Source organism: Phycisphaerae bacterium (assembly GCA_019636475.1).
Lineage (GTDB): Bacteria > Planctomycetota > Phycisphaerae > UBA1845 > UTPLA1 > JADJRI01.
On the sequence record JAHBXN010000003.1, the window covers coordinates 197,172 to 222,063 of the forward strand.

Sequence of the window (24,892 nt, forward strand, 5' to 3'; positions counted from 1 at the left end):
GGTAACCTGGACTACACCCTCCATCGGAGACTTTGAACCGTGTCCCTCCCGTACAACAAACGCACAAACGACTGCGGCTCGCTCAGAGCCGAAGACATCGGCAAGGCGGTCATACTCTCCGGCTGGGTTGACAATTTCCGCGACCTCGGCGGGATGGTGTTCATTGATCTTCGGGACCGTGGCGGCATCACCCAGTTGCGGTTCGATCCTAATACCGACCCGGTCGCGCACGGCGTGGCCAGAACGCTGCGCAGCGAGTACGTCATCTGCATCCGCGGTGAAGTGGTGAGCCGTGGCGACAAGATCAATCCGAAACTGCCGACCGGGGAGATCGAGATCGTCGTTCACGAGATCGATCTTCTTTCAAAGAGCGAAACGCCTCCGTTTGAAATCTCCGACGAAACCGAAACAAACGAGGATCTGCGGCTGAAGCACCGGGTGCTGGATATTCGCCGTCCGCGGATGAAAAACGCGCTGATGCTTCGCCATCAGATCACGCGGACGATTCGCGAGTATTTTGACCGACATGGATTTCTCGACATTGAGACGCCCATTCTGACGAAGTCGACGCCGGAAGGCGCCCGCGACTATCTCGTGCCGTCCCGCATTCACCACGGCTGCTTCTTCGCGTTGCCTCAATCACCACAGATATTCAAACAATTGCTGATGATCGGCGGACTTGACCGGTACATGCAGGTGGCTCGATGTTTTCGCGATGAAGACCTGCGTGCGGACCGACAGCCAGAGTTCACCCAGATCGACATTGAGATGGCATTTGTTCAGGCCGAAGACGTCATGCACCATGTGGAGCACTGCATCGCCGAAGTGGCCAAAGTCGCGCGAGGGCTCGATGTGCCGCTGCCGATGCCTCGCATCAGCTACGCCGAGGCGATGCTTAAATATGGCAAGGACGCGCCCGACATGCGGTATGAAATGGTCATCAAGGACATCACCGAGATTGCCGGACGCGTGGATTTCGGCGTCTTCAAGGATGCGATCGCCAAGGGTGGCGTCGTTCGGTGCATCGTCGTCGATGGCGGCGGCGACATGACCCGCAAGGAGATTGACGGTCTTGTCGAGGAGATCAAGGGAATCGGCGCAGGCGGGCTGCCGCTGGTCAAGCTGGCGGAGGAAGGCGGCAAGATCGTCTTCCAGACGGGCATCTCGAAGTTCTTTACTGAGCCGTCGATTGTGGCGGCGGTTTGTGAGCAAATTGGCGCGAAGGCCGGCGACCTGGTGTTCTTTTCAGCGGATCATGCCGACAACGTGTGCAAGTATCTGGGATGGCTTCGAGCCACCGTGGCAGAGCGTCGCGGCCTGATTCCAAAAGACAAATGGGCATTCTGCTGGGTGGTCGACTTCCCCGCCTTCGGTTTTGACGCCGAAACGAAATCGGTTTTCCCGATGCATCACCCGTTTACAAGTCCGAAGGACGAAGACCTTCATCTGCTTCGGCTCGGCACGGGCGAGATCCCGCCGAAGGAGGATCTGCTTCAGATTCGCGCCAAGGCGTATGACGTCGTGCTGAATGGAATTGAACTTGGCGGCGGGTCAATCAGAATTCACCGAAATGATGTGCAGTCGAAGATTTTTCAATTGCTCGGGCTGACGCCAGAGGATGCCAAGAAGAAGTTTGCGTTCCTGCTGGACGCGCTTCGATTCGGCGCGCCGCCCCACGGCGGCCTGGCGCTGGGGCTGGACCGTATCGTCATGCTCTTCGGCGGCTACGCTTCGATTCGCGATGTGATCGCGTTTCCGAAGAACGCCCGGGCGACCTGCCCCCTGTCGGATGCGCCCGGTGAAGTGGCGGCGGAACAACTCCGCGAACTCGGTATCTCAATTGTCGGAAATTAGCGATTTAGTCGGCGGCGCGTGTCTTCGGCACGAATCGGCGAATTCCAAACGGGTCATCGAAGGCTAGCCTGAAGCCGACCCATTCACACAGACGATAAAACGGCGTTGTCATGGGTGAATCCTCGCCCCGAGCAGCCGCGTCCTGGTATAATTGCGCGCAAGGGCGGGACAAACGGGCCTCGAAAAGCAAATCGAATCATGGATTGCCCGACTGAAACGGAGCAGTGTCATGCGAGCGACCGGCAAGAGTTGCACACTTTACTCCTCAATGGGTGCGATGCTTGTGTTTTCAATCGTTTCGGGCCATGCCCGCGCGGACACCGGAAATCTGCAACTGTTTCATCACGAGGCCGGCAATGGCTCGAAAATTGGGTTCGCATCGACCGAACTGGGCGAATGGACGGCGGGTTCTGACCTCGCCGAGGCTTCTCGCATTGTCCGGGTTGACGATGCCGCAATCTCGGCACTTCGATCGGGCAAAGCCACTTCCGTTCTTCTGGCGCTGACCGATGACATTCGCGCCACCGGTACGGTGGATCGCTTCTTCGAAGCGCCGGAGGGAGACTTCTGTGCGGCAGGCCGCATCGACGGTGATTCCGCCAGTTGGGTGATTCTTGTGTTGCACGACGGCGTGCTGGCCGGATCCGTGGGCTCGCCAGGAATCGGAATCCATGAAATCAAGCCACTGCGTCCGGGGTGGGTAGCGATACGAAAAGTCGATCAGGATTCGCAACGTGGCCGCGCGTGCGCTGCGACGAACCTGCCTGCCGAATCGCCTGGAACCGCGCGCGGCGCCAGCTCCATCTGCCCATTGCAAGGCTCGCCGCTCGCCGGATTCGTCGCCGACGATGGATCGACGATTGACATCATGTTTGTCTACACGGCCGGCGCGCTGGCCTCGGCAGGGTCGCAGACGAACCTGATCGCGGAAATCAGCGCTGCGGTGACCTACGCCAACAATGCCTATGTAAACAGCGGAATCGGTACGGAGCTACGCCTGGTACATGTCGCTCCTGTTTCGTATGAGGAAGAGGTCAATGCCGTCACAAATTTGAATCGGCTTGTTGAGATGTCCGACGGATTTTTGGATTCGGTTCACGCTGATCGGGATGTCCACGGAGCCGATCTAGTGTGCCTGGTCGTGAACAACACAATGGACTCCGGCGGTGTGGCCTATCAGTTATACGAATTCAGCCCGATCGACGATGGTCGATACGGATTCAGCGTCGTCCGTGAAGACAACCTGCTCTTCGAGACACTTGCACACGAAGTCGGCCACAACTTCGGATGCCAGCACGACCGGTGTAATCCGCAAGGCACACCGTTCTTCGAATTCGGCTACGGCTATCGGCAGCCCTGCCCCGGGCCGCCGCCCACGCCCTGTTCCACCCCATGGCCTTGCGTGCCAAGCAAAGACATCATGAGCTATCCACCGGGAATGACCGTTCCCTACTTTTCGACGCCGAGTGTTCTTGTCGGTGGACTTCCCATCGGGGGTACTGATGAACTCGGCGGATGGTGTGACAACGCTGAGGCACACAATGGAACGGCTTTCACCGTTGCAAACTTTCGACCGAGCACGGTCACTCCGACGCCCCCGTCGCGTCTGTATGTCAATCAGGCTGCCGCAGGAACCGGAGACGGCACGACATGGAACAACGCCATAACGGACCTGCAGGATGCAATCGGACTGGCGGCGCGAGCCCGGGGTGCCGTGACTGAAATCTGGGTGGCTGAAGGAGTCTATCGACCTGATCGCGGCAGCGGAGATCGATACGCGACATTTCGGGCAATCAACGGCGTCGCCATCTATGGCGGGTTCGGCGGTGGAGAATTGACGCTTGAAGAACGAGACACCGCGGCACATCCAACGATCATGAGCGGAGACATCGGTTCTGAGTTTGACATCGAGGACAATAGCTATCACGTTTTGATCGCCAGCGACCGCGACCAAACGGCCGTGATCGACGGCTTCTCGATCGTCGGAGGAAACGCCGACGGGCCGTACTGGCCGTTGAATGCCGGCGGCGGGCTGCTGAGTCAATGCAGCGCGATGGTGGTTCGAGACTGTCGCATTACCGAAAACTTCAGCAGCCTGATCGGAGGCGGCGTTTATACCGAGGAATCGACTGAATTGTTCGAAGATTGCGTGATCTCGACCAATATTTCTCAGAATGGTGGCGGCGTGGAGACCAGCTCGAGCTCGCCGAGTTTTCGCAATACCGAATTTCACGCCAATCTGGCGGAGTTCGTCGGCGGCGGCGCCAATTGCAACGGCGGCGCGCCGATATTCGAATCCTGCCGGTTCCTGGATAATGCCACGCTGTCGCAGTTCGGATTCTTTGGCGCAATCCGATCCACCAGCGGGGCAGATCCGTTGGTGACGGACTGCGTCTTTATGGGAAATTCGGCCTATGCCGTGGCTGCCGTCGGCGTCGATTACGGCGGACACATTGTCATCCTGGATTCGGAATTCACTCAGAACTTCGCCGACTTCTCCGGTTCGATTGAGCTGTTCGAGGAATCCGCGGTAATCTCGCGATGCAAGTTTGTCGCCAACCATGCCGGAGCCGAGGAGGGTTCTGGCCACGGTGGCGCAATCACACTTATCAACGGCGCATCGGCCGAACTGACTGACTGTGAGTTCGTCGGCAATTCCGCCGACTTTGGCGGCGGCGCGATCGCCTGTTTCAACAGCGATCTGGCGACCGAGCGATGTGTATTTGTCGGAAACGAAGCATGGTACGGCGGAGCGATCTGGAGTGATCTGGGTGCAACTCGGAACACCAACGCGCGAATGCATGGCAATCATGCGACCTACGGCGGCGGCGCCGTTCACGCAAGCGGTGGCGGAACCCACGACTTCGTCAATTGCATCCTAACCGGGAACCAGGCACCGGCCGGCTGGGGTGGCGCATTTTTCAATTACTCGGGAGCCAATGTTCTGATCGATCACTGCACGATCGCATCCAACAGTGCTCCGACCGGAGAAGGCGGCGGTGTTCACAGCGATGGAAATACGACACGCCTGACGCACTCGATCGTCTGGGGTAACACGGCATTCGGCGGAATGAATCAGAGTGCGCAGGTGGCTGGTTTCGGTGACCCAATCTACCTGATCGACTATTGCGATATCCAGAACTGGGATGGCTCGCTCGGCGGATTCGGCAACTTCGGGCTGAATCCTTTTATGACGGACGTTGATGGCGCTGACAATATCATCGGCACCCCGGATGACGACGTTCGGCTGCTACCCGGATCGCCCTGTATTGATGCAGGCGATGTGTCGTATGTTGCGCCGGACACCGGCATGTTCGACATCGATGGGGAACCGCGCATCATGGGTTGTCGCGTCGATATCGGAGCCGATGAGTTCACTGGAGGAGAGCGAAATTCGGGAGATATGAACGCCGACGCTGTTGTTAATCTGTCAGATATTCCGCTGTTTGTGGGCGTCCTTTTGAACGGAGGCACACCAACTGAAGCCTGTATTGCGGACATGAACAACAACGGGACGGTCAACGGCGCGGACATCGAGCTTTTCGTATTCGCGTTGCTGTCCCCTTGAGCCTGGCGAGACACAGGGGTGAACATTCCCGGCGGATCCTTCATCGACGCCCATGCACCGTTCAGATAACGTCATAATTCATGTCGGCTTCCGGCGCGCCAGCGGAAGGCGGATGATGACTTCCGTGCCTTCGCCGATTTTTGAATTGAGCCGAATCGTGCCGCCCATTTCCCCTACCATTCCGTGAACGGCCGCGAGTCCCAGCCCGATGTTCTCCATGCCATTACTCGCGAACTCACCCTTTGTCGTGAAGAAGGGCTCGAAAAGATGCTCCTTCAAGTCGTCGGGTATGCCGCAACCTGTGTCGCGCAGACGGATCACGGCTGCGTCATCATCCTTCCTGAACTGGATGCTGAGCCTTCCGTGCGGAGACATCGCTTCGATTGAGTTCTGAGCAAGACTCTCCAGAACGGCGAGCAAACGTGGAGCCTCGTACGGATCGGATTCGACCGGCTCGATGTCGACATCCAGTTCCATTTGCGCGGCGGCAAGTCTTGGGCGGACTTTCCGGACAAAGTCATCAAGCACCGAATTCAGTTCCTTCCACTCCACTATCTCGTTCTCGGATTCCGCGAAGGCCGCCAGTTGATTCGTGATTCGGGTCGCGCGGCCGATCGACTGGGCGAGGAGTCGAAGCGTCTTTCTTAATTCGCGCGGGCTGTCGCTGCCGAGCACATAGTCGATACTCGTGAGCATTCCGCCAAGGATATTGTTGAAATGGTGCGCGATGCCTCCGGCGACGCGGCCCAGAGCGTCCATGCGACGAGATTGTGACAACTCCCGCGAAAGGCGTTTTCGCTCAGTGATGTCGCGCATGCCGGCGGACGCGCCAATGCATTCGCCCGAGTCGTTCATGATCGGTGAAACAATCAGAACCAGCGTAACCTTTTCCCCATCGGGCCTGGGATATTTGACTTCCATGTCGCCAGGCTGGCCTGTGGTCATGGCATTCTCGAACAGCTTCCGCGCCTCGTCGCGATCTGCCGGGCTGAGAATCTCGACGAACGGGCGACCGGCCAGTTCGTCGCGCGATCGACCGAAGTAGCGCGTCGCCTGGTCGTTGGAGAATCGAATTCGCTGGTCGCGATCGACCGCGATGCAAATGAAGCCGAGCCCTTCGAAGAGTCGCCTGAAGAATGCGTCGTCGGACATCTTAAACTCGCTGTGAGGCGAAGACGGTCCTACGGCGATCCCCGTGCCGAAATCGGATTCTCGGCAAATCGCACGATCGGACTGATTACATAGATTCTATCGCGGTCATTGCCCCGAGACTGCGGCCCCTCCGCCGCATGCTCAGTGAAAAAGACCGTCCCGAGGACAGGCCGCAATCGATCGCGATCGGCTCCGCCGATGACGAGAAAACCACCCTCGGGAATCTGGGCTCCGATTCGCATGTCGGTAAAGGTTTGCTTGCGTTCTTCCGGCACTTCAATCAGTTCACCATCGGGGCGCCGAACCCATTTCGTCGACAGCGGCGGTTCTTCAATCTCGGGCACGACCTCAATCCAGATATCCTTCAGATTGCTGGAACGGATATCGAATTTCACGATCAGACGGGCGACAGCGCCGATCAGATCGGATCCGTGCAATGCGCCACGCCGATCAAAGTGAAACACCGTCGAGAGCGGACCGATGGAACCGAGTTCCACCACGATTGGCTTATCCACATCGGGCGTTACCTCATCCATCTTCAACTTCACGCCGTCAATCGAATCCAGATATTCCATCAGCGCCGGTCTGTCAGAATCCCGGCCGACGGCTGCATGGAAGCCGTTCGAACGCTGCCGAAGTGCGCCCCCTGCGTCCGCGGTGGGAGTTGACGCGATTGACCAGAGTTTGGACTGATTGCCGAATGTGCCGAGTGGAGCTGTAACAAGATGCACCCGAAAATGCACGGCCAAGCGCTGCATAGGCCGACTGAAGATGGCACGCGGCCCTTCGTCGGCATTAACCGCGAGCCGGGGCGGAGCCTTGAGAATTCCCTCATCGTCGGGCGCCGGTTCGCCTGGTTTCCCCGATGTCCGGTCGACGGAAGGCGCCGTGCCATGCGGCGGGCACCCGAAGTTCATCGAAAAAATCGCGAAAAGCGCCACCGTGATACGCGCCCAAGCCGGTCGATTCGGCAATTTCAAGAGGTATCTGCCAGAAAGTGACGCCAGGATGTTCATCGGTTCGCGTTTCGCCTCACCGTTGACTCTATCGCGCAGTGCATCATCAGACTCTATTAATCGAGGGTCATGTGGTCAAATCAGTGACTAGCGCCTCTCGGCTCGAGCGATCTCACAGAGTTTTTCGCATCCCCGACGGAGCATTTCATCCGTGGTCGCATAACTGATGCGGAAGTGGGTGTCGCGACGCGAGAAGACCGACCCGGGAATCACGAGTACTTCCCGCTCGGCCGCAATCTCGCAGAATTCGGTGGCCGAACGAAACTGAGATGGGACTTCGGCAAATACGTAGAAACCACCGCCCGGTCTTACGAAGCGGAAAGCCGGAGAAAGTAGCTCGCACACCAGATCGCGTTTTCGGGCGTAATCCCGCCGATGCTGTGACACATCCGCTTTTAATGCCGCGAGCGTTGCGTACTGAGCAATGGACGGCGCACAAACAAAGGTGTACTGCTGGAACTTCATCATTTCTTGGATGATTTGCGCAGGCCCGGCCGCGAAGCCCATCCGCCAGCCGGTGACTCCGTAAGTCTTGCCGAAGCCTCGAAGTGCAAGCGTGTGTTCAGGCGCCAAGGTCAACGGACACGGGCTGGGGGCGTCGTAGCATAGTCGGTCGTAAATCTCGTCGGAGATCAGGAGGAGTCCATGCCTCTTTGCAATGGATGCGGCTGCAGTCATCTCATCGGGGGTCATCACCCGGCCAGTCGGGTTCCCTGGCGAGTTGACCATCAGCACCTTGGTGCGCGGCGTGATGGCGGCCTCGACCGCAGCGGCATCGAATCGAAAGTCGGGGTACGAAGAGATCGTGACCGGCTTTCCGCCGACCATGTTCACGAGATGGACATAGGAGACGAAGTACGGATCGAGGAAAACCACTTCGTCGCCGGGCCCCACTGTCGCCAGCAGGGCAAGCGTCAGCCCACCGGACACGCCGGATGTCACAAGCACGGTCGGCTCGTGGCCGTCAAACTCCTTGCGGAGTTGAGCAACGATCTGTTCGCGCAGCTCCGGAAGCCCCGCGTTGGGTGTATAGCGATTGTGACCGGCACGGACCGCATCGATGGCGGCCTGTTTCATTTCGTCCGGCGCGTCGTAATCCGGCTGACCGATTGAAAGGTCGCAGGGATTCTTCATTCGAGCGGCAAGTTCAAAGAACCGCCGAATGCCCGAAAATTCAACCTTCCCAGTCCGATCAGCGAGTATACGTGCGTAATCCATGTCGTCCCTTCATGATGGACGGCGCGACACGGTGATATCGAGCGATTCGATCAGGCGAATGGCCTACTTCTTGGCAGGCGCCGCTTCACCCTCGGCTGGAGCAGCCTTCTTCGACTTGCCGCCGACGCTGACCTTCCGGTTGCCAACCTTCGGCAGACCGATCGGACGCGACTTGGTCGCCTCGAATTTCTCCTCGTCCATGAGCTTCTGAATCCGCTCGGCACGATTCAGCACGTTTCGGTGCCGAACGAGCGAGCTTCGGGCCTTGAGGGAGCGATCCATTGACATCAAAACTACTCCTTGAATACGACCGGGCGACCCTTCATCGCATTGCCATGACTGACGAAGAAGCAATCCTTAAACTGATAGCGGCCGCCGCCCCTGAAATACTCCTGACCGACTTTCTCTATCTGGCGAAGGAACGCTTCGCGATCCGCGCGTGTGTCCTTCGACATTCTGAATCCAGCCGCTGAATACAGGATAAATCCTCGCGGCAATTCCCTGGCGAATGTTTCGAATCCTCGGGCTCTCAGGAAGCGTCTGACATCTTCCAACTCGGCCCGAAGGTCTTCGCCGCTCTTGTCCGCCGAAATCTGGAACCACTCAATCTGAACATAGTTCAGCTTCTTCTGATCGGGCGAATCGTCTGTCGCTGGCGGATCGATTCGCACGGCCTGATTCGCAACGATGTTGTTTTTCGTCACCGAGGCCGGCGGCGTGAGCAATTCATCCAGATCCTTCACGGCGGCACGCCCCGCCTTCGGTGCCACAGCACTTTGCTTCGCCGCACCGGACGACTTGCCCGGCTTGTTCTGCGGTGAATCCGAAGTGAGCGCTTCGAGATTCTTGATCGCCGCAACGGTCGTCATCTCGCCGGGATTCGACTCACTGCCGAGGCGACGCCCCACTGAAAATGCGACAATCACCAGGCCGCAGACTGTTCCGGCAATTACCATGCAGGTCGCCGTATTCAGCGAAAAGCCAAATCGCCCTCCGGATCCCACAGCGATGATCGGTCGAAGCGGCTCAGTACCGCCGCCGTCAACACCTTCGTCCTTCCCGGCCGCCATTTTCGCGGCAAGCTTCGCAGCCGCCTGCTCCGCAGCCAACCGGGCCTTCTGTTCACGCGCCGCAGCTCGCTCGGCCTCTTTCGCGGCCTTGCGCTCCATTTTCGCCATCCGCCGCGCCTGCTTCTCCTGCAAGGCGCGGGCGTCGGCATCCGCTCGGGCTCGCGCCTCTGCCTCCGCCAACGCACGGCGGCGGGCGAGCTCGGCGGCAGCCTCCTCCTCCGTAAGTGCCTGCGCCACCAACTGTTGAGGCGGAGGCGAACTCTTCGGCTTTGCCCGCAGGAACGGAACCCGTAATTTCGGGACGGCCTGCTGGCTCTGAGGGGCCTTATTAATGACCTCAAAAAGGCACGGTCGATTCTTCATCGTAACATCCCTGGAGACCTTTACGCTGCGATCTCCTTTTCGCAGGTATGGCGGAACAAAAAGTGGCCCGCCTTCGCTGTTACGCTCGGCACTGCCCCCCCGTTTGCCGAATTATTAAGTTTACCGGAAACGCGGAAAGATGCAATGCAGCTTCAGCCGACGCACGGAAAGGAGCGAACATTGCGCCTCCCCCGGGCCTGACACCGCGTTTCATAAGCGACAAGCCAACTGAGCCTCCCAGCAGTCTGTGCGGCGAAGCTGAAATAATGCAAGGAGTGAATGCAATATCTGCTTGCAAACGCTGCCTCTCTAAAAATTGCCGAGCAGGCGTGAGAGTGCCAAAGCGCGTGCGTTAAAGTCCTCGGGTGGTGTGGGCTTTGACCATTAAAGGAGACTTCAAATGGAAGCATTGCTTGCACCCGATTCGTCGCAAATCCTGCTTGACCTCCCTGCAGATTACTCGCATGAAGTAGAAGTTCCTCGCGTCCGAGAACTTGCGGCGCCGGTCGACAAGAAGGGATTCCTCTCTGTTCACTGGGAGCTCAAGATTCTCTTCTGGGGCCTCGCGTTGATCGCCCTGGCCTATCCCGTGACCTACGGAATCACCTACGCAATCGCGGCATACTGGCCGGTCTGAGTTGCACGATCAGCCGTGCCAGTCGGGCTTAGCCGCCTTCCCCCTCGGGCCTTTGTTTCGGGGGCTTGGCACGCCTGAGCGTTCAATGGGGCCCGGTTGGCGGATCATTCCGCACGAAGAAGCTTCACGACTTCCGCGTCGACGACAGAGGCATCAACGCGATCCTGAACTCGGGGCGCGATCCACTTCCACGCGATTTTTCCGCTGCGATTCAGTAGGAAATTCGCGGGCAGCGCGATGTCAGTTTTCCTCATGGGCTCGTGGAATAACAGACCATATGCCGAGATCGTTACGAGCTTCTCGTCGCTGAGAATGTTGAATGGAAGCTTGTTCTTTTCCTTCACGCGCCGACAATCCGCGATTTTGTCAGCGCAGATTGCTATTACCGCACCTCCCTTTTCCGCAAGCCTTTTGTGAATATCTCCGAGACCTCGGAGCTCAACGATGCAGAACGGTCACCAGAAGCCCCGATAGAAAACAAGCAGCACCGGGCCCTTGCCCCGGTAATCAGCGAGCGAGACCTGACGCCCGTCCTGATCGGGAAGCGTGAAATCGGGCACCTCCTCACCGACAGCCCACGCACGAGACGGCGGAGGCAATCGCATCAGCACAAATATCGAACCAAGGAACCCGACGGTGATCAGTGCGGAAAAGGCGACCGCGGCGACCACACCTCTGGTTCGACTCATCCGCAGCGCATGAATGGTCATGGCCATGCCGATTAATACGCCGGCTATGTTCGGAATCGCATACATGCGAATCCATGCTGATTCCATAAAAAAGAAATATGCCACACCGGAGACCAGCGTCACGAGCGATCCCAACAGCGCGAATCGCCCGGCACGTCTGCGGCTGATCGATGGTTGGACGGGATTAGCGTCTGATTCGGGCATCATCCCCTAATTCTAGTCGCGTCTCGGGCTATGGCGAGGACCGGTTTTCGTCAGGCAAACGGTCTTGCGAAGCGGCCAACGCTTCGTTGAGACGAACGCCCCAGTGGTGCTGCTCTTGGATCATTCGGGTCGTGCGATCGCGAGTGTCCGCAAAATGAGAAGGTGAATCTCCGAATTTCTTAAGCAGATTCACGAAGTCCCCCCGTGTTGTGTAGGTAGCCAGATCGTCACGTGGAGAAAGCAGGTCATCAAGCTGGGTTTCACGGCCGATGCCTGGGTGAACCCGGGCAACGCCGAGCAAGCCGGCATTAAGGGCATCCAGAAACTTGCAGAGCAATTCGCTGCCGGTGTTGATCATGACGATTGCGCCGAATTCGCTTAGTGTCTGCGACGTGGCATCCAATGACCAGTTCGGTACCACCCTTACCGGTGCATCGCTCCCGCTGGATGTCGTCGACTCGGCCGACCAGCCCACTCCCGACACGGCAAACTCAACCTTTGCCTCCCGAAGTGCGTCGAGATAGCCCCGGCGCACCCACTCCGGACCAATGACTTTCCGAATGCGATCCGCGATCCCGCGTTTGACTTCATCGCTGTCGAGTCTGATCTGCAGCGCCAGCTGTGCGCGTTCGAGAATCGAGTCTGCCAAGCCGTCGTGGTAGGCATCCACGCTCTCCCGGATCAGCCGGGCAGCGGCTTCCCAGAGTCGGACATGGGAGGCCAGATGTAGTCCGACAGTCGAGGGCTCGACATCATGGCGGTCCGCGAGAATCAGTATTTTTGCAGAACCTGACGCAGTCCTTGAACCGGGCAATGCAGCAGACCGAAACACTCTGAAGCGATGGGCGGTTCCTTCACGATTCGCGTCCGTGAGGTGCCGCTGAACTGTGGCGCTGGCGGAGTGAAGCAATAGTGGGATGTCGTCCGAAAGCGATTCGAGTGATTCAGCGGTCGGCGCGAACGATCGGCTGCCGATGACCACGGTCCTGCTCCGGGGTAATGCAAATGGCAACGTATCCGGCAGGGTGTCAATCAGGACGATGTGATCCGGCGCGAAGGAAGCGAGTTGCGCGGCAGCAAAGGCCGGGTTGGCTGACATCGGCGAATCCAAGGCGATGCACTCGCAACGCAACTTGGCTTGTTTCGCGCCGGCCTCAATCCGCCTGCACAGCCGATGTGTACGCGCATCCAGGCTTGTCGATACGATGGCGACGGCCACGGTCCGCGGCTCCGAGGCAATTGAAGTTGGCGATCTGTGAGTATCAGTCAATCTTCGGCGACGAGTGACATCGAGTTGGAGCGAACCGAGTTGTTCGCTTACATGGGCGATCGTCGACTTGTCAAACCACGGCCACGAAAGGATGCGAGACGGGATCAGGTATCCCGCATGTTCCACAAGATCGTCTCCGCAGTTCTTCCAGGCATTTGCCCCGACAAAAATGCGAAGGCGCCGGCTTGTAAGATACTTCGAAAAATCATGGAGCATTAGTGCGGCCGCGACCGCCCATGGATCGGGATCAACGACGAACACCGCTTGGTGCGGCGCAATTCGCTCGAGCAGAAGTCGAACGTCGATGCCGTGGCCAAGCGTGTAGAACAGGATATTGCCGCTGCCGGGCTGGAACGAATCGACAATCGCCTCCGCGCGAAGCGACGGCGTGGTCGTTCGACCGAGCCATTGGACTTGGTCATCCACGGATCGCCAACGGAAAGTCGGCGTCCCGTCCCGGCCGATCGTCCGGGAGAATTCTCTGGGCGGCTTTCCCTGAGCGATCATGTCCGCCGTGAAGGGGAGGGCAGCGCGCAGCGCCGCAAGGTTTTCGGCGAACACCGATTCCTGGCCGAATTGCATATCGATCGCGTCGGTCGGTTTCATCGGCTTCGCGGGGGCGGATTTGATTTCGGCAGGCGCGGCAAACGCCAGGAGCCTGCGTCAATTATCGAAAAGAGACGAACCAACGCTCAAATGATAGCGCGGCAAGCAAGAGTACAAATGCGGCATAAATGGATGCAACAGTGATGAGCCGACGCTTGCTGATTTTGGGAGCGTACTCCTTTTCCCAGGCCCGATCGCCCGCGTCCTGATTCGGTTGCGTCATTGAAACCTCCATGAACCGCCTGCTGTCGCCGCAGCGTCATCCTCTGTTGATTCAATTGGCCGCAGGGTCATTCGTCGCTGCCCGGAAGCGCGATGCGATAGGCTTTTTTGAAGGCCGCTTCGAAATCAAATACGTTCTGAAAGTCTTCGATGCGATCCTCAGGCTGCTTCTGCAGCAGATTATTCTCGACGAGGGCAAACACCATGCGGCCGAAATCAAGTGTCCGGAAGATGCCCCAGCTGTTGAGCACTGCCGGCGCCATCGCCCCCCACTTCTCGAGTGCGAGGTCGCGAAGTCCCCAGCACAGCTCGGACCCTTCAACGTGCCGATTCAGCTTCTGCCGGAATTCTTCGGCTCCGCCCACGCTTTCAATGACGCTGACGACGGCCTGCGGAAGGCGATTCTCATCCAGAAGCGCTTCGAGGTCGTCCGGGTCGATTTCATTTTCGCGAATCCATCGGGCAACGTTTTCTACGGATTGGTTCGTCGGACCGTGGATTTTGCGGACGGTGTAGTCCAATCCCTCGGTGAGGAATTCGAACGCATCGACGGCGTATCGCCCCAGTTCGTTTGCGATCTCGACAATGGACTTTCGAGGATCGTCGGGCATCGTCAGAACTATTTCGATCTTCGTTTCGGCATGGATTTTTCGTTTCGCCATAGCTGGGAGCACATTCTAGCGGAAACGCCCCCCCACAGTCACGCCATGGGGCGGACAAAACACGCAGACAAGCCAAGCGGGCAGAGTCGATGACCAGGCTCAGCCCGTCGGTCCGGCGCCGGGTTCGCCACCCCCACCGCCGGATGGGCCGCCGCCCGATCCGCCGTCTCGACGACCTCGCCGCCTTCGTCCGCGACGGCGACGGCGACGCTGCTCCTCCGAGCCGCCCTGGCCAGCGTCGTCAGCTCCTTGAACATCCGGCCCTCGCATCGGCCCAGATCGACGCCCCGAATCCGCGCGGCCCTGGACCGCTGGGCCGTGTTCGCCTTGATCGTCGCTCCCCAGGTCAACAGCTGACTCATCTTCAAGGGGTCCGTCCAGTAATCCGCTCGCAAAGCCCGGTGAATGTTCGATCGACTCGTCAACGTTATTCTGCGTCGAAGCACCCTGCTCGCCATGGCCGATCGGCTCAGCCTGGGATTCTTCGGCTTCGGCGCGCCGGCCGGACGCCATTCCACGATCAATCGATGGTTGAGAACCGCGGTCGACGGATCGATCAGCCGAGGGGCGATTGTCGCCGCGTCGAGCGGATGGACGGCCGCGGCGATCATTCGAATCTCGCGAGGATCGCTGGTCGCGCGAGGGCATCGGCCCCTCCATCGGCCTTTCCAGCTTGGGTAACCCGCGCTCAATCACGTCCTCGATCGCGATGGTCTCCCATTCCTCGGTCCCGTCGTAAATTACGGAGAGTAACTGCGTGAGGATCTGCCGATTGCGGACCGTCGCGATCCCCTTGGCGGTTCGTATGCGCGAGCCCACGCGAGGCAGCTTTCGATTCAGTTCCTCATACCCCTCGTGTTCGTAGCGGAGGCAGCATCGCAGGCGGCCACAGCGTCCGGAGACCTTGGAAGGATCAAGAGTCGCCTTTTGCAGTTTGGCCATTTTCATGTTGACCTGCCGCAGCTTCTTGAGGAAGTTCTTGCAGCAACACTCTCGGCCGCATATTTCGTAATCGGCGACCAACCTCGCCTCGTCCCGGGCGCCGACCTGATGCATCTCAATTCGCGTGTGATATTCCTGAGCGAGCACCCGAACCAACTCACGAAAATCGATCCGATCCTCGGACATGAAGTGGAAGATGATCCGCTCGCCACCGAGCAGATGCTCGCAAGTGACGAACTTCATCGGCAATTGCTGCTCCGCAGCCAGCTTCCTGGCAAACAGCAACTTCTGCGCGGCCGCCATATTGAGATGGACCTGGTCATCGAGGTCGGCCGGCGCGGCAGCGCGGAGGATGCGGCCGGCTTTGAGCTGCATAAACTCCGGCCCGCTCTGCCGGACATAGTCCATGATCTGCTTGCGATTCACGGACTTGTCGCAGCCGGAGCAGGTGAGGCTGACCTGTTCGCCTAGTTCAATGCCGCGATTCGTGTGAATGACGACCTTGCCGCCGCAGGTGAACTTCATCCCCGGCGAATATCTGAATTCGCCGATGTAGCGCATGTATCCATAGCGAACAGCGCACGTTGGGTAGATCTTCTCCAGGCCGTTCCCACACTTGGCGTCAGGATTGCACCCGCCAAGCTGGAAACCGTCGCCCCGGTGCGTTCCGGCCTTATGGTCCAGAACGATGAGCGGGTTTTCCATGTCGATTCCAATCGATCTATATCATGGCCGGGCCGGATCGGCGGCCTCGCAGCCTCGGCTTGGTGGCTGCTTAGAAACGGCCGGCATCGATCGGCATCGACGGCCCGAAGCCGCGAGCGATCACGAACGGATGGCCCGGATTCGAAAAGGAGATTGGCCTTCTGAGCGGCACCCTCTCAAAGTCCGGGTTACAATTCCGATCAACGAGCAGTGTACCATAATCCTCGGTTCGCGGGTAACCCGAAAGGCCGGGATGTGGGTCTCGATTTTTCTTGACGGCGCGAATGTCCCGAACCGGTGCAGGTCAGTCACGATTGCCGGAGTGCTTTCGAATTGGATTCCATGATTGCGATCGGATCGCTGAACCGATTTCTTCGTCTGGGAGGCGGACCGGTTCCGCTTGGCGTGATCGTATCTCTGCTGCTCGGCGGACTTGTTCTGATTCTCGTGCTTCGCGCCGTGGTGAAGCGCGTTCGACGCCGATTGCCCCGGGACATCAAGCGACCCGCGTGCTACGAACGGCTTGCACATTATTCACCCGGAGGTCAATGCCCGTGCGGGCGAACTCACGAGGGCGTTCCAAGAGAGTACGCCTCGTGCTGCCGAACCTCGGACATTGCAGAACTACAGAAGCAGTTGGAATCGGCAGCATGGCAAACCTGGTCCCATCAGTCATTTGCCGGCCGTCGCTGGTCGCGTCCGCTCCAGGATCGCATTCGCGAGTACCCACTGCCGAAGACTTCGCTGCCGGCCTGGGTGCTCAGTCCGGAGCAGTTTGAATTCCCGATCGATGAATCAGTTCAGCGTCGCTGGAAGCCGTTTGTGCGCGGTCATCCAACTCATCCGCGGCCACTCAATGACGGCTCGGATGAGGGCGCCATTCTGTAATCGGCTGTCTGTCGGGCGCGAAACAAAACACGCAAAGGCGAATATGAAACAACCAGAGTGCATCGCAATCACCATGCTCATTCTTCTCGCCGCGTCAGTCGTCGATACCCCGGCATTGGCCGACGACGCCGAGTTCGTCCTTTTGATGAACCGCGGCAAAGCGCTGATCGAGAATCGCGACTCGGTCAAAGCCGTCGAAACCATCGAGGCCGCCCTGAGGCTGTGCCCGGATTCGGCCGTGGCGCTTCGCAATCTGGCCCGCGCGGCCTTGATCGCGGGTCTACATGAGAAAGCCATATCGGCACTGACCGAAGCGGCGAAAATTGATCCGATGTCGTCCTCAACGCCATATCTGCATGGTCTGGTGCTGGCGCGCGATAGTCGATTCGAGGATGCGGTGCCGTTCTTCGAGGCGGCGACAAAGCTCGACGCAGTCACTCCCGCAGTCCGTTTTCAACTCGCTTTGGCCTATCAGGCGACCGGTCGAGACGACGCGGCCGGCGTGCAATTTCGCGAGACCGTCCGACTGGATCCGATGCACGCGGCGGCATGGTTCAAACTCGCAGCATATGCCCGTCAGGCAGGCGAGGTGGAAGAGGCCCGGCGATGCACGCTTGAATTCACACGTCTGAGGAAGTTGTTCGGCGATCAATCACGAAATGCCGAATCTCTCGAGTCCTGCATCCACACACGGCCGGAAGCAATCATCAACACGTTAGCGTCAGTTAGTGCCAGGCGGACGACAACCCAACCCGCAACGTCCAGTCCCAACGATCCGGATGCCGCCTCGGCCGCGCCGATCAAAGTAAGATTCGTTGACGCCACTTCGACCGCATTTTCCGGACAGAATCAGAAATTCGCGTCGATGGCCATACTCGATACCGACGATGCGGGTCGCCCCGGTGTTGCGATGGTGACGGACCAGGGCGGGATCAGAATTGCCCGATGGAGTAAATCCGCCGGGTTCGAACTGCAATCCGTGGATTTGACCTTGGATGATTTGAAGGGCGTGAAGGCGGTGGTCGTTGGCGATTATCATAATGATGTTCCGAAGGGCGAGAAATACGACGCCCGATCGCATGCGCGAAACGATCTCCTTCTGATTCATGGCGATGGACTGACACTACTCAGGCAATCCGGCCGTGGAACATTCGTCGATGTGACAGATAGATCAGGCCTGCGCGGCGTACGGGCAGAAAGCGCCGTATGGGCGGACATCGATCACGATGGCGATCTGGATCTTGTTCTGGCCTGCCGAGACGGCGCGAGAATCTTCCAGAACAATGGTAACGAGACCTTCAAGGACGTCTCCGGCGAGGTGGGGATGCCGCAGATCGAGGATTGCGAACGCGCTGCCGCGGTTGATCTTGATCGCAACGACGCAATCGATCTCATCCTGATACGCGGCCATCAGCCTACCGTCGTGATTGAGAATCGTCGCGCCGGGCAATTCGCGCGAATGGTGGAGCCGCCGGGACCCTGGCCAGCGGCCAATCGGATTCTGGCGGATGACCTGAATCTTGACGGAAACATTGATATCGTACTGTTGGGAGCAGATCGAGCAGAAATCATCGACTGGGGAACGCCGGCTCGTGGGCGCCTGGATTATGCCGGCTTTGATGCCTGCGATACCGCACTCGTGGATTGGGACAATGACGGTCAGATCGACATTGTGATTTCCGGAAAATCAGAAGGTGAAGGCGCGGCCATTCGAGGTTGGAGAAACGATGGGAATGGTGGATTCTCCCAGGCGCCCGCAGGTTTTTTCAATATTGGGACGCAACAAGGTCACATCTCGCAGATCCTGTCCGGCGATTTCGACGGCGACGGTGACACGGACTTGCTCGCGTTGACCCGGGACGGCTCACCGATTTTCCTTCGCAACGATGGCGGGAATGCCAATCGACAGATCAAGGTACGGCTTCTCGCGCAGAAGACGAATCCCTCCGGATTCGGAACCCATGTCGAAGTTCGCGTCGGCCGCTTCTTCACGTCGCGCGAAGTCACGTCGCCGGCCATTGAGATCGGAGTAGGGGCACGCGATCGACTCGACCTGATTCAAACAATCTGGACCAACGGCGTGGTCGATAATCAACTGGACATACAAACCGCCTCGGCCCCATTCGTGATTCTTGAGAAGAATGTGGCGACGGGTTCCTGCCCGTTTCTATACGCGTGGGATGGCGCCGGGTTTCGCTTCGTGACGGATATCCTCGGCAATGCGCCGATCGGCCTTCCGCTGACCCGACAAATGCTCCTGCCTGCCGATCCCGAGGAAATTGTCCTGATCGGCAACGACGAGTCACTTCGAGCCACAAACAATCGCTTCGTGCTCGAAATCACGAGCGAATTTCTGGAAGTCCTGTACATGGACGATGTGGAGCTGCTGGCCGTCGATCATCCGCCGGGCGCGGAGGTCCACTCAACCGACAAGATCATGATTCCACCGTTTCCGCCGTCGGAGATTCGCCTGCTCCAACACCGACGATCGCCCATACTGGCGATGGGTGACGACGGTATCGATCGGACTCAGGCAATGGAAGAGATCGACGGCCGGTTCGCACCGCCGGGCGCGCTATTGCCGCCGCCCTATCGCGGCATGTGTCGTCCGCTGGTTCTGACGCTGGATTTTGGCGAACCTATCGACGCATCTGGAAGCATCGTTCTCGCTCTCACTGGTTGGCTCCAGTATGGACAAGGCAGCACAAACATCGCTCTGTCGCAGAACCCCGATGCATTGGTGTCGATGCCGAAACTGGAAGTCGAAATGCCCGACGGTGGGTGGAGGGTTGTCGATGTCGATGTCGGCATGCCGGCCGGCAAGACAAAGACGATACTTGTCGACCTGGATGGCAAGGTTCCGCCGGCATTTCGCCGGCTGAGGCTGACGAATACGTTTGAAATTCGCTGGGACCGGCTCGCGCTCTTCGAGAGCGTGCCGCTTTCCCGCAATGTGGTTCGCTCTTCAAGGCCGGATTCGGCTCAACTGCGGTGGCGCGGATTTTCCGATCTTCGAGCGCGGGCCCAGGACCATCCGACCACACCGGATTATGACCAGGTGTCCCCCGTTCCAATGTGGCGATCGAACATGTACGGATGGTGCACGCGATACGGCGACGTGCTCGAGCTAGTATCTGCTCGCGATGGCGCTCTCGTGCTGGCCAACGGCGGGGACGCACTGCGACTGGAATTTGATGCCGACGACTTCGCACCCGTTGCTCCCGGCATGACACGCACCTACTTCTTACGATCGTACGGCTGGGAGAAAGATGGCGACCACAACGTCGTCGGTGGTGATTCGATCGATCCGCTTCCGCCTGGTGCAAGGCAAGGCGACTGGATTCTTAAGTACAACACGCGATGGTCGGCAGGTGACCGATATCGGCGTTCCGGCGAACACAGTGCGAACTGACGGCTCTCCGAAAGGTTGATACAGCACTTCGCAAAGCCGGTATCAGCCGCTGTGATGCGAAAGAAATCCGACGCTCGATTGAAAGAGCCGCTCGGATAGGTCGGTCTGGGCAAGCCGTTCGCTTTCAACAGAAAGGTCGGTCAGATTGGCACGGCACATCAGACACTGGATCGTATCGAGATGAAAGACGGTATAAGACAACCACGGCTCCTCCAGTACACCGAGCAGGTATGAGCCGATCGTACTGCGCTTCAGGCAACTCAGCCGACGGCTACGCCACACGCGGGCGATGGTCGCCTCACTTGACAGCGCGTCCACATCAATCAACTCACGATCCACGGGAGCCAACTCCTCGAAGAACTCCCGCAAGCGGCCTAGTGCCCTGAACTTGACACCCGCGACGGCCTTCTCGTCGCGGCCCAGCCGTTCACCCGCCTCCTTGTTTCGAAGTCCGACGTAAAAAAGCAACTCGACGACTTCAAGATCGTCCAGCTTGCCACGGTCCCGAAGCTCTTCGATGAGTCGGCGAAGTATGCGAGCGAGTACTTCCCCCTGCTGACGCTCGCGTTCCGCAGCCAGCGCCACACTGCTCGGCGTTTCACCGCCCACCGGATCAGGCGGGGCCGCGTCGTCATCGATGTCGAATCCCGCCGTCAGTTCCTGGGACCGTTCTTTGCGGGAGAGCAGTTCACCGATCTTGTAGCGGAGAATGGCGTAGAGATAAGTTTCAAGCGATCGGCTCTCATCAAAATGCGGCAGGCTCGTGACAAAACCGAGCAAGGTTTCCTGCAGGGCGTCTTCGGCCTCGCCGGGATTTCGGAGCCGCGAGCGGGCAAACGCCAGTAGGCGGCCCTGGTAGCGCTCGATGAGTTGATGCCAGGCACGCTGATCGCCATTGCGAATCGCAACGACGAGGAACTTGTCTGCGTCGTCCGTCTGACTCAAGGTGCCCGTCCCATCCAATGTGGACAATGCAACGATCGATGGCAGCGTGTGTCCAATCGCTTGTCGTGTCCACCTGTCGAAACGCGCCGGCCGCTGCTTCGATCAATCACTTGTCAGAGCGGACCCAGATTCCAGAGCACGAGACAAAGGCCGACAAACGTCGCCGCGCTTCCAACGCGGACCGGAAAAGTATACCGGCCGAATCGTTCGGCGTCGAGAAAGATCGCCGTGAGCAACATCAATCCGAGTGTGACGCCGCCGCCGAGAATTGCTGATTTAACCGGCCGTGTGGTCTTTTCGTCTTGGTAGGACGATCCCGAAGATCGAGAAACCGATTGGGCACTTTCGCGCGCATGTAATGCGTTCTTGAAATGGATTTCCGGAACCTCGGGAACAGGCACTTCCGCCCCCTGGTCCGAATGCACTTCCGGCAAATCGGAACAATCCAGCGGCGGCGGAGGCTTGGGTGACGGTGGAGCAACTTGATACGAGACGGCCGTCATCGGCTGAACCCGGTGGAAACGTTGGGACGACGCGAGCATCGCGATAGCTGCCACGATGGATATCGCAATGAAGGCGGATAATCCTGAGCGGCGCGGTCGGCGCGTCGGGATCAGCCAAAAGGCAGCGATCACGGCGATCAGAACCAGAAGCCAAGCCCCCACACTCGGAGCATTCATACGACGATCTCCCGTTCCTGATCCGCCGGCGCACCGGCGATGAGGGCCTGTAATTCGCCTAATTGCTCATCGAGTTTTCGGAGCATCGAGCGGTCCGGCTTGTGGAACGGCGCATCGATGTCCAGCATGCAATTGACCCAGTAACCTTCCTGACCGTTCTCTGTGGCCACGAGATTGATTTCGGTCTTCCATTTACGCACGTCGGACTGCCAGAATCGCGCAATCCATTCGCCCCGAGTCAGTCGCCATAGCAATTCGCCAGGATGATCGACGCGATATCCGTTGAGAAACGCATACTGCTCAAGCGACCGACGCAGGCCCGAAAGCGATTCGGCGCGGAACGACCGGCGCAACGGCAATTCGACGGGCGTGCTTACCGGAGGCTTCGGCTTGCGCGCCCTCCGCTTCAGGACTGTGGCGGCGATATGCAGTCCGAGTCCGATGAAGCCCAGCGGGATCATCGTCGCCGGAAATGCTGATTCCCAGTCGCGTTTGGGAACGGTCGCCAGTAACGTCGGAATAAGGAGAATCGCGATGCCCCATGTGACAAAGCCGGCCCATCGAAATTTTCGGGCTCGATTCAAGAGTCTGGCGGCCTCCCCATCATTCGTCGGGCCGCTCTCACTCGCTTCACGCAGAAAAGACGGCATGGGCACGGGAATCACCCAGACGATTAATGACATGATCGCGCCAACCAGGATCCCGATAATCAGGCCGAAGAATTCCTCATTGGTCAGGCGCAATTGACCTGAGGCGATTCCGCACCCGGCAGCGATGGCGACTCCGGCAAAACTGATTCCTTTACGAAAGATGCCTCGCCAAAGGCCTTTTTTGAATCGTGGCACGGCGCAGGAGATGGCGAAGAGCATGAAGATCGATTGAACCACGCCGCCGATGAGCGTACCGGTGAACTCGTCCCTTCCGAGATTCAGTAAGGGCAATGCAATGAAACAAATGGTCGCTCCAAGCCCAAGCACCCCTGCCGCGACGAACCAGAGTGCGCGAGACGCTGGATGGCGCTCGGGGAGTGACGTGCGAAAACCCGACTTCTTAATTGCCTGATTGGTCGATCGCTCCCGTCCCGACCCTGCTGAGCCATCCCGAGAAATACCGACAGCGGCTCCGTTCACAATTTCGGCTGACGCTTGCCTGATTTGGCCGTCGAACGATGCGTCGCTTCGGTTCTTCCCCGTCCCGGCGTCGCTGGAGCGATTCGGTGCGATCGGCCACAACGCGCCCAGGGCCTGAATGCCAAGTGACGCGCCTGCGAGAATGGCAATCATGCAAACCAGATCGGCCTCGGAAATGAACCAGGCGATGACTCCGAATGCGGCGGCCGACATGGCGGAACCCGCGGAGATTGTCCCACGTCGGCCCTCGTCCAGACGGCCGCGCCAATCGACAAACACGAACGACGCAGCAAGCGGAAGACCCAGGCTTCCAACTTTCGGCAGCCCCCAACCCATCTCGACTGCCAGCCAATTGACAATGTAAGTGAGTGCAATTCCAAGCACTACGAGCGCAAGCTTCGCGTTCCAGTTATGGCGATTCCCTTCGGACCGGCGCATCCACGATTGCCACAGAAACACCGAAGTCAGGAAGGCAACGCCATGAAGGAACATCGCAAGCCAGAATTCGAAATCCCCGTGATTCATCACGGTCGCCGCACCGGCCGCGGCCGAGCATGCAACGACTGACATGACCGCGTTGATGGGATTTGACGGTCCCGGCCATAGGCCAAGGCCTCTGGTTGCGACTGCTGGAGCAGCCGGGATGGCGGGATGAGATTCGATCCGACCCTCCATGCGATTACCCAGGGGGGCGGCGATAATCGGGGGCGGCGCGAATTGACCAATGTTGCTGCTGCCGGTACCGATCGCGTGGCCTCCGCCGGCCGGCAGGGTCTCATTCATGGACCGCGCGATCTTTCGCGCAGCGCGGCTGGCCAGCGTCGAAATACTGGCCGGCTCAAAAGCGCCAACGGATCGACTGAGGTCTTCCGCATCGAACAGATCCGTCATCATCTCATTCACAGTCTGATAGCGGTCGTTCGGATCCTTCGCGAGAGCCTTGCGTATGACATGCGGAAAGGGCGCAGGAAGTTCATCCACTTCAGGCTGGGCGGTTAGATGCTTCATCAGCACCTCACCCATGCTCGAACCACTGAACGGAACTCGCCCCAGGAGCATCTCATAGAGGATCACGCCCAGGGCGTAGATGTCGATCGTGCGGTCGTAGTTGCCGCTGCCGACTTCCGGAGCCATGTAATGGACGGTGCCGACGCTGACGGTCTGACCGCTATGCTGGCTCGCGGCCATCATCTTCGACAGACCGTAGTCGCCGATTTTGACATAGCCGTCTTCATAAAAAATGTTACCGGGTTTCAGATCGCGATGAACGATGCCACGGTCATGAAGATAGGCCAGGCCCTTTGCGATCTCCCGGGTGAAGTAAGCGGCCTTCTGCGTACCAAGTCCGCGCGGCTCTTCGTTCATGAGGTCGCGAAGCGAGGCTCCGTTGACAAACTCCATGATGACGAAGAATTCGCCGGCGACACTTTGCTTGATATCGTGCAATGCAACAAGGTACGGGCTCTTGAGATTGAGGCAGTGCGTGGCGCCACGGAGTTCGACCTGTGGGTTCTCTCGCAGGTACTTCAGCGCGACTTCCTTGCCGCCATCGGAAAGTGCGTAATACACCTCGCCAAATCCACCGCGCCCCACCCCGCGTTGGATCGTGTATCCCGGCAACGGCCGATCACCTTGATTGAATCGAAAGCTCATTTTCAA

19 protein-coding genes are annotated in these 24,892 nt (G+C 58.8%); 5 read left to right on the plus strand and 14 right to left on the minus strand.

The window, feature by feature from the left end; genetic code table 11:
- The first annotated feature begins 39 nt into the window (after window positions 1-39).
- Entirely contained in the window at window positions 40-1,854 is a 1,815-nt protein-coding gene (gene aspS, locus KF841_06380; protein ID MBX3394977.1) for an aspartate--tRNA ligase, read from the plus strand.
- A gap of 229 nt (window positions 1,855-2,083) precedes the next feature.
- Window positions 2,084-5,422, plus strand: a complete 3,339-nt coding sequence (locus KF841_06385; protein MBX3394978.1) for a hypothetical protein — start codon at window positions 2,084-2,086, stop codon at window positions 5,420-5,422.
- Between the two features lie 78 nt (window positions 5,423-5,500).
- Here KF841_06385 and KF841_06390 read toward each other — a convergent pair whose 3' ends face one another.
- From KF841_06390 to KF841_06410, 5 genes are all read right to left on the minus strand, one after another.
- Window positions 5,501-6,574: a PAS domain S-box protein gene (locus KF841_06390; GenBank protein ID MBX3394979.1), complete on the minus strand. Its 1,074-nt coding sequence runs from the start codon at window positions 6,572-6,574 to the stop codon at window positions 5,501-5,503.
- Between the two features lie 29 nt (window positions 6,575-6,603).
- The gene (locus KF841_06395) at window positions 6,604-7,491 is read right to left on the minus strand and encodes a hypothetical protein (GenBank protein MBX3394980.1); all 888 of its coding nucleotides are present in this window, start codon (window positions 7,489-7,491) and stop codon (window positions 6,604-6,606) included.
- 186 nt (window positions 7,492-7,677) lie between these two features.
- A complete protein-coding gene (locus KF841_06400; GenBank protein ID MBX3394981.1) occupies window positions 7,678-8,808 on the minus strand; it encodes an aminotransferase class I/II-fold pyridoxal phosphate-dependent enzyme in 1,131 nt (376 codons plus the stop codon).
- A 63-nt stretch (window positions 8,809-8,871) separates the two neighbouring features.
- On the minus strand, window positions 8,872-9,096 hold the full coding sequence (locus tag KF841_06405) for a small basic protein (GenBank protein ID MBX3394982.1): 225 nt from the start codon (window positions 9,094-9,096) through the stop codon (window positions 8,872-8,874).
- 5 nt (window positions 9,097-9,101) lie between these two features.
- A complete protein-coding gene (locus KF841_06410; GenBank protein MBX3394983.1) occupies window positions 9,102-10,241 on the minus strand; it encodes a hypothetical protein in 1,140 nt (379 codons plus the stop codon).
- 400 nt (window positions 10,242-10,641) lie between these two features.
- Here KF841_06410 and KF841_06415 point away from each other — a divergent pair, with 400 nt between their 5' ends.
- A complete protein-coding gene (locus tag KF841_06415; GenBank protein ID MBX3394984.1) occupies window positions 10,642-10,878 on the plus strand; it encodes a hypothetical protein in 237 nt (78 codons plus the stop codon).
- A gap of 104 nt (window positions 10,879-10,982) precedes the next feature.
- Here KF841_06415 and KF841_06420 read toward each other — a convergent pair whose 3' ends face one another.
- The 6 genes from KF841_06420 to KF841_06445 all read right to left on the minus strand — a co-directional run bounded on the left by KF841_06420 (window position 10,983) and on the right by KF841_06445 (window position 16,178).
- Window positions 10,983-11,324, minus strand: coding sequence for a redoxin domain-containing protein (locus tag KF841_06420; protein MBX3394985.1), 342 nt, complete (start codon window positions 11,322-11,324; stop codon window positions 10,983-10,985).
- Between the two features lie 9 nt (window positions 11,325-11,333).
- Complete coding sequence (locus tag KF841_06425; protein MBX3394986.1) at window positions 11,334-11,483, minus strand: redoxin domain-containing protein; 150 nt, start codon at window positions 11,481-11,483, stop codon at window positions 11,334-11,336.
- A gap of 316 nt (window positions 11,484-11,799) precedes the next feature.
- Entirely contained in the window at window positions 11,800-13,647 is a 1,848-nt protein-coding gene (locus KF841_06430; protein ID MBX3394987.1) for a hypothetical protein, read from the minus strand.
- A 61-nt stretch (window positions 13,648-13,708) separates the two neighbouring features.
- On the minus strand, window positions 13,709-13,870 hold the full coding sequence (locus tag KF841_06435; protein ID MBX3394988.1) for a hypothetical protein: 162 nt from the start codon (window positions 13,868-13,870) through the stop codon (window positions 13,709-13,711).
- 67 nt (window positions 13,871-13,937) lie between these two features.
- Window positions 13,938-14,531 carry a hypothetical protein gene (locus tag KF841_06440; protein ID MBX3394989.1) on the minus strand — a complete coding sequence of 198 codons (594 nt, stop codon included), beginning with the start codon at window positions 14,529-14,531 and terminating at the stop codon, window positions 13,938-13,940.
- A gap of 99 nt (window positions 14,532-14,630) precedes the next feature.
- A complete protein-coding gene (locus KF841_06445; protein ID MBX3394990.1) occupies window positions 14,631-16,178 on the minus strand; it encodes a hypothetical protein in 1,548 nt (515 codons plus the stop codon).
- Window positions 16,179-16,520: 342 nt separating this feature from the next.
- On the opposite strand from KF841_06445, the gene KF841_06450 reads away from it, so the two are divergent.
- Together KF841_06450 and KF841_06455 are read left to right on the plus strand one after the other, a co-directional pair.
- A complete protein-coding gene (locus KF841_06450) occupies window positions 16,521-17,066 on the plus strand; it encodes a hypothetical protein (GenBank protein MBX3394991.1) in 546 nt (181 codons plus the stop codon).
- Window positions 17,067-17,109: 43 nt separating this feature from the next.
- Entirely contained in the window at window positions 17,110-20,478 is a 3,369-nt protein-coding gene (locus tag KF841_06455; protein MBX3394992.1) for a VCBS repeat-containing protein, read from the plus strand.
- A 42-nt stretch (window positions 20,479-20,520) separates the two neighbouring features.
- Here the strand turns inward: KF841_06455 and KF841_06460 are convergent, their stop codons facing one another.
- From KF841_06460 to KF841_06470, 3 genes are all read right to left on the minus strand, one after another.
- Window positions 20,521-21,450 carry a sigma-70 family RNA polymerase sigma factor gene (locus tag KF841_06460; GenBank protein MBX3394993.1) on the minus strand — a complete coding sequence of 310 codons (930 nt, stop codon included), beginning with the start codon at window positions 21,448-21,450 and terminating at the stop codon, window positions 20,521-20,523.
- Window positions 21,451-21,536: 86 nt separating this feature from the next.
- A complete protein-coding gene (locus tag KF841_06465; GenBank protein MBX3394994.1) occupies window positions 21,537-21,980 on the minus strand; it encodes a hypothetical protein in 444 nt (147 codons plus the stop codon).
- Window positions 21,981-22,099: 119 nt separating this feature from the next.
- Window positions 22,100-24,886 (minus strand): serine/threonine protein kinase, encoded by a 2,787-nt coding sequence (locus tag KF841_06470; GenBank protein ID MBX3394995.1) that lies wholly within the window; start codon window positions 24,884-24,886, stop codon window positions 22,100-22,102.
- Window positions 24,887-24,892: the final 6 nt, after the last annotated feature.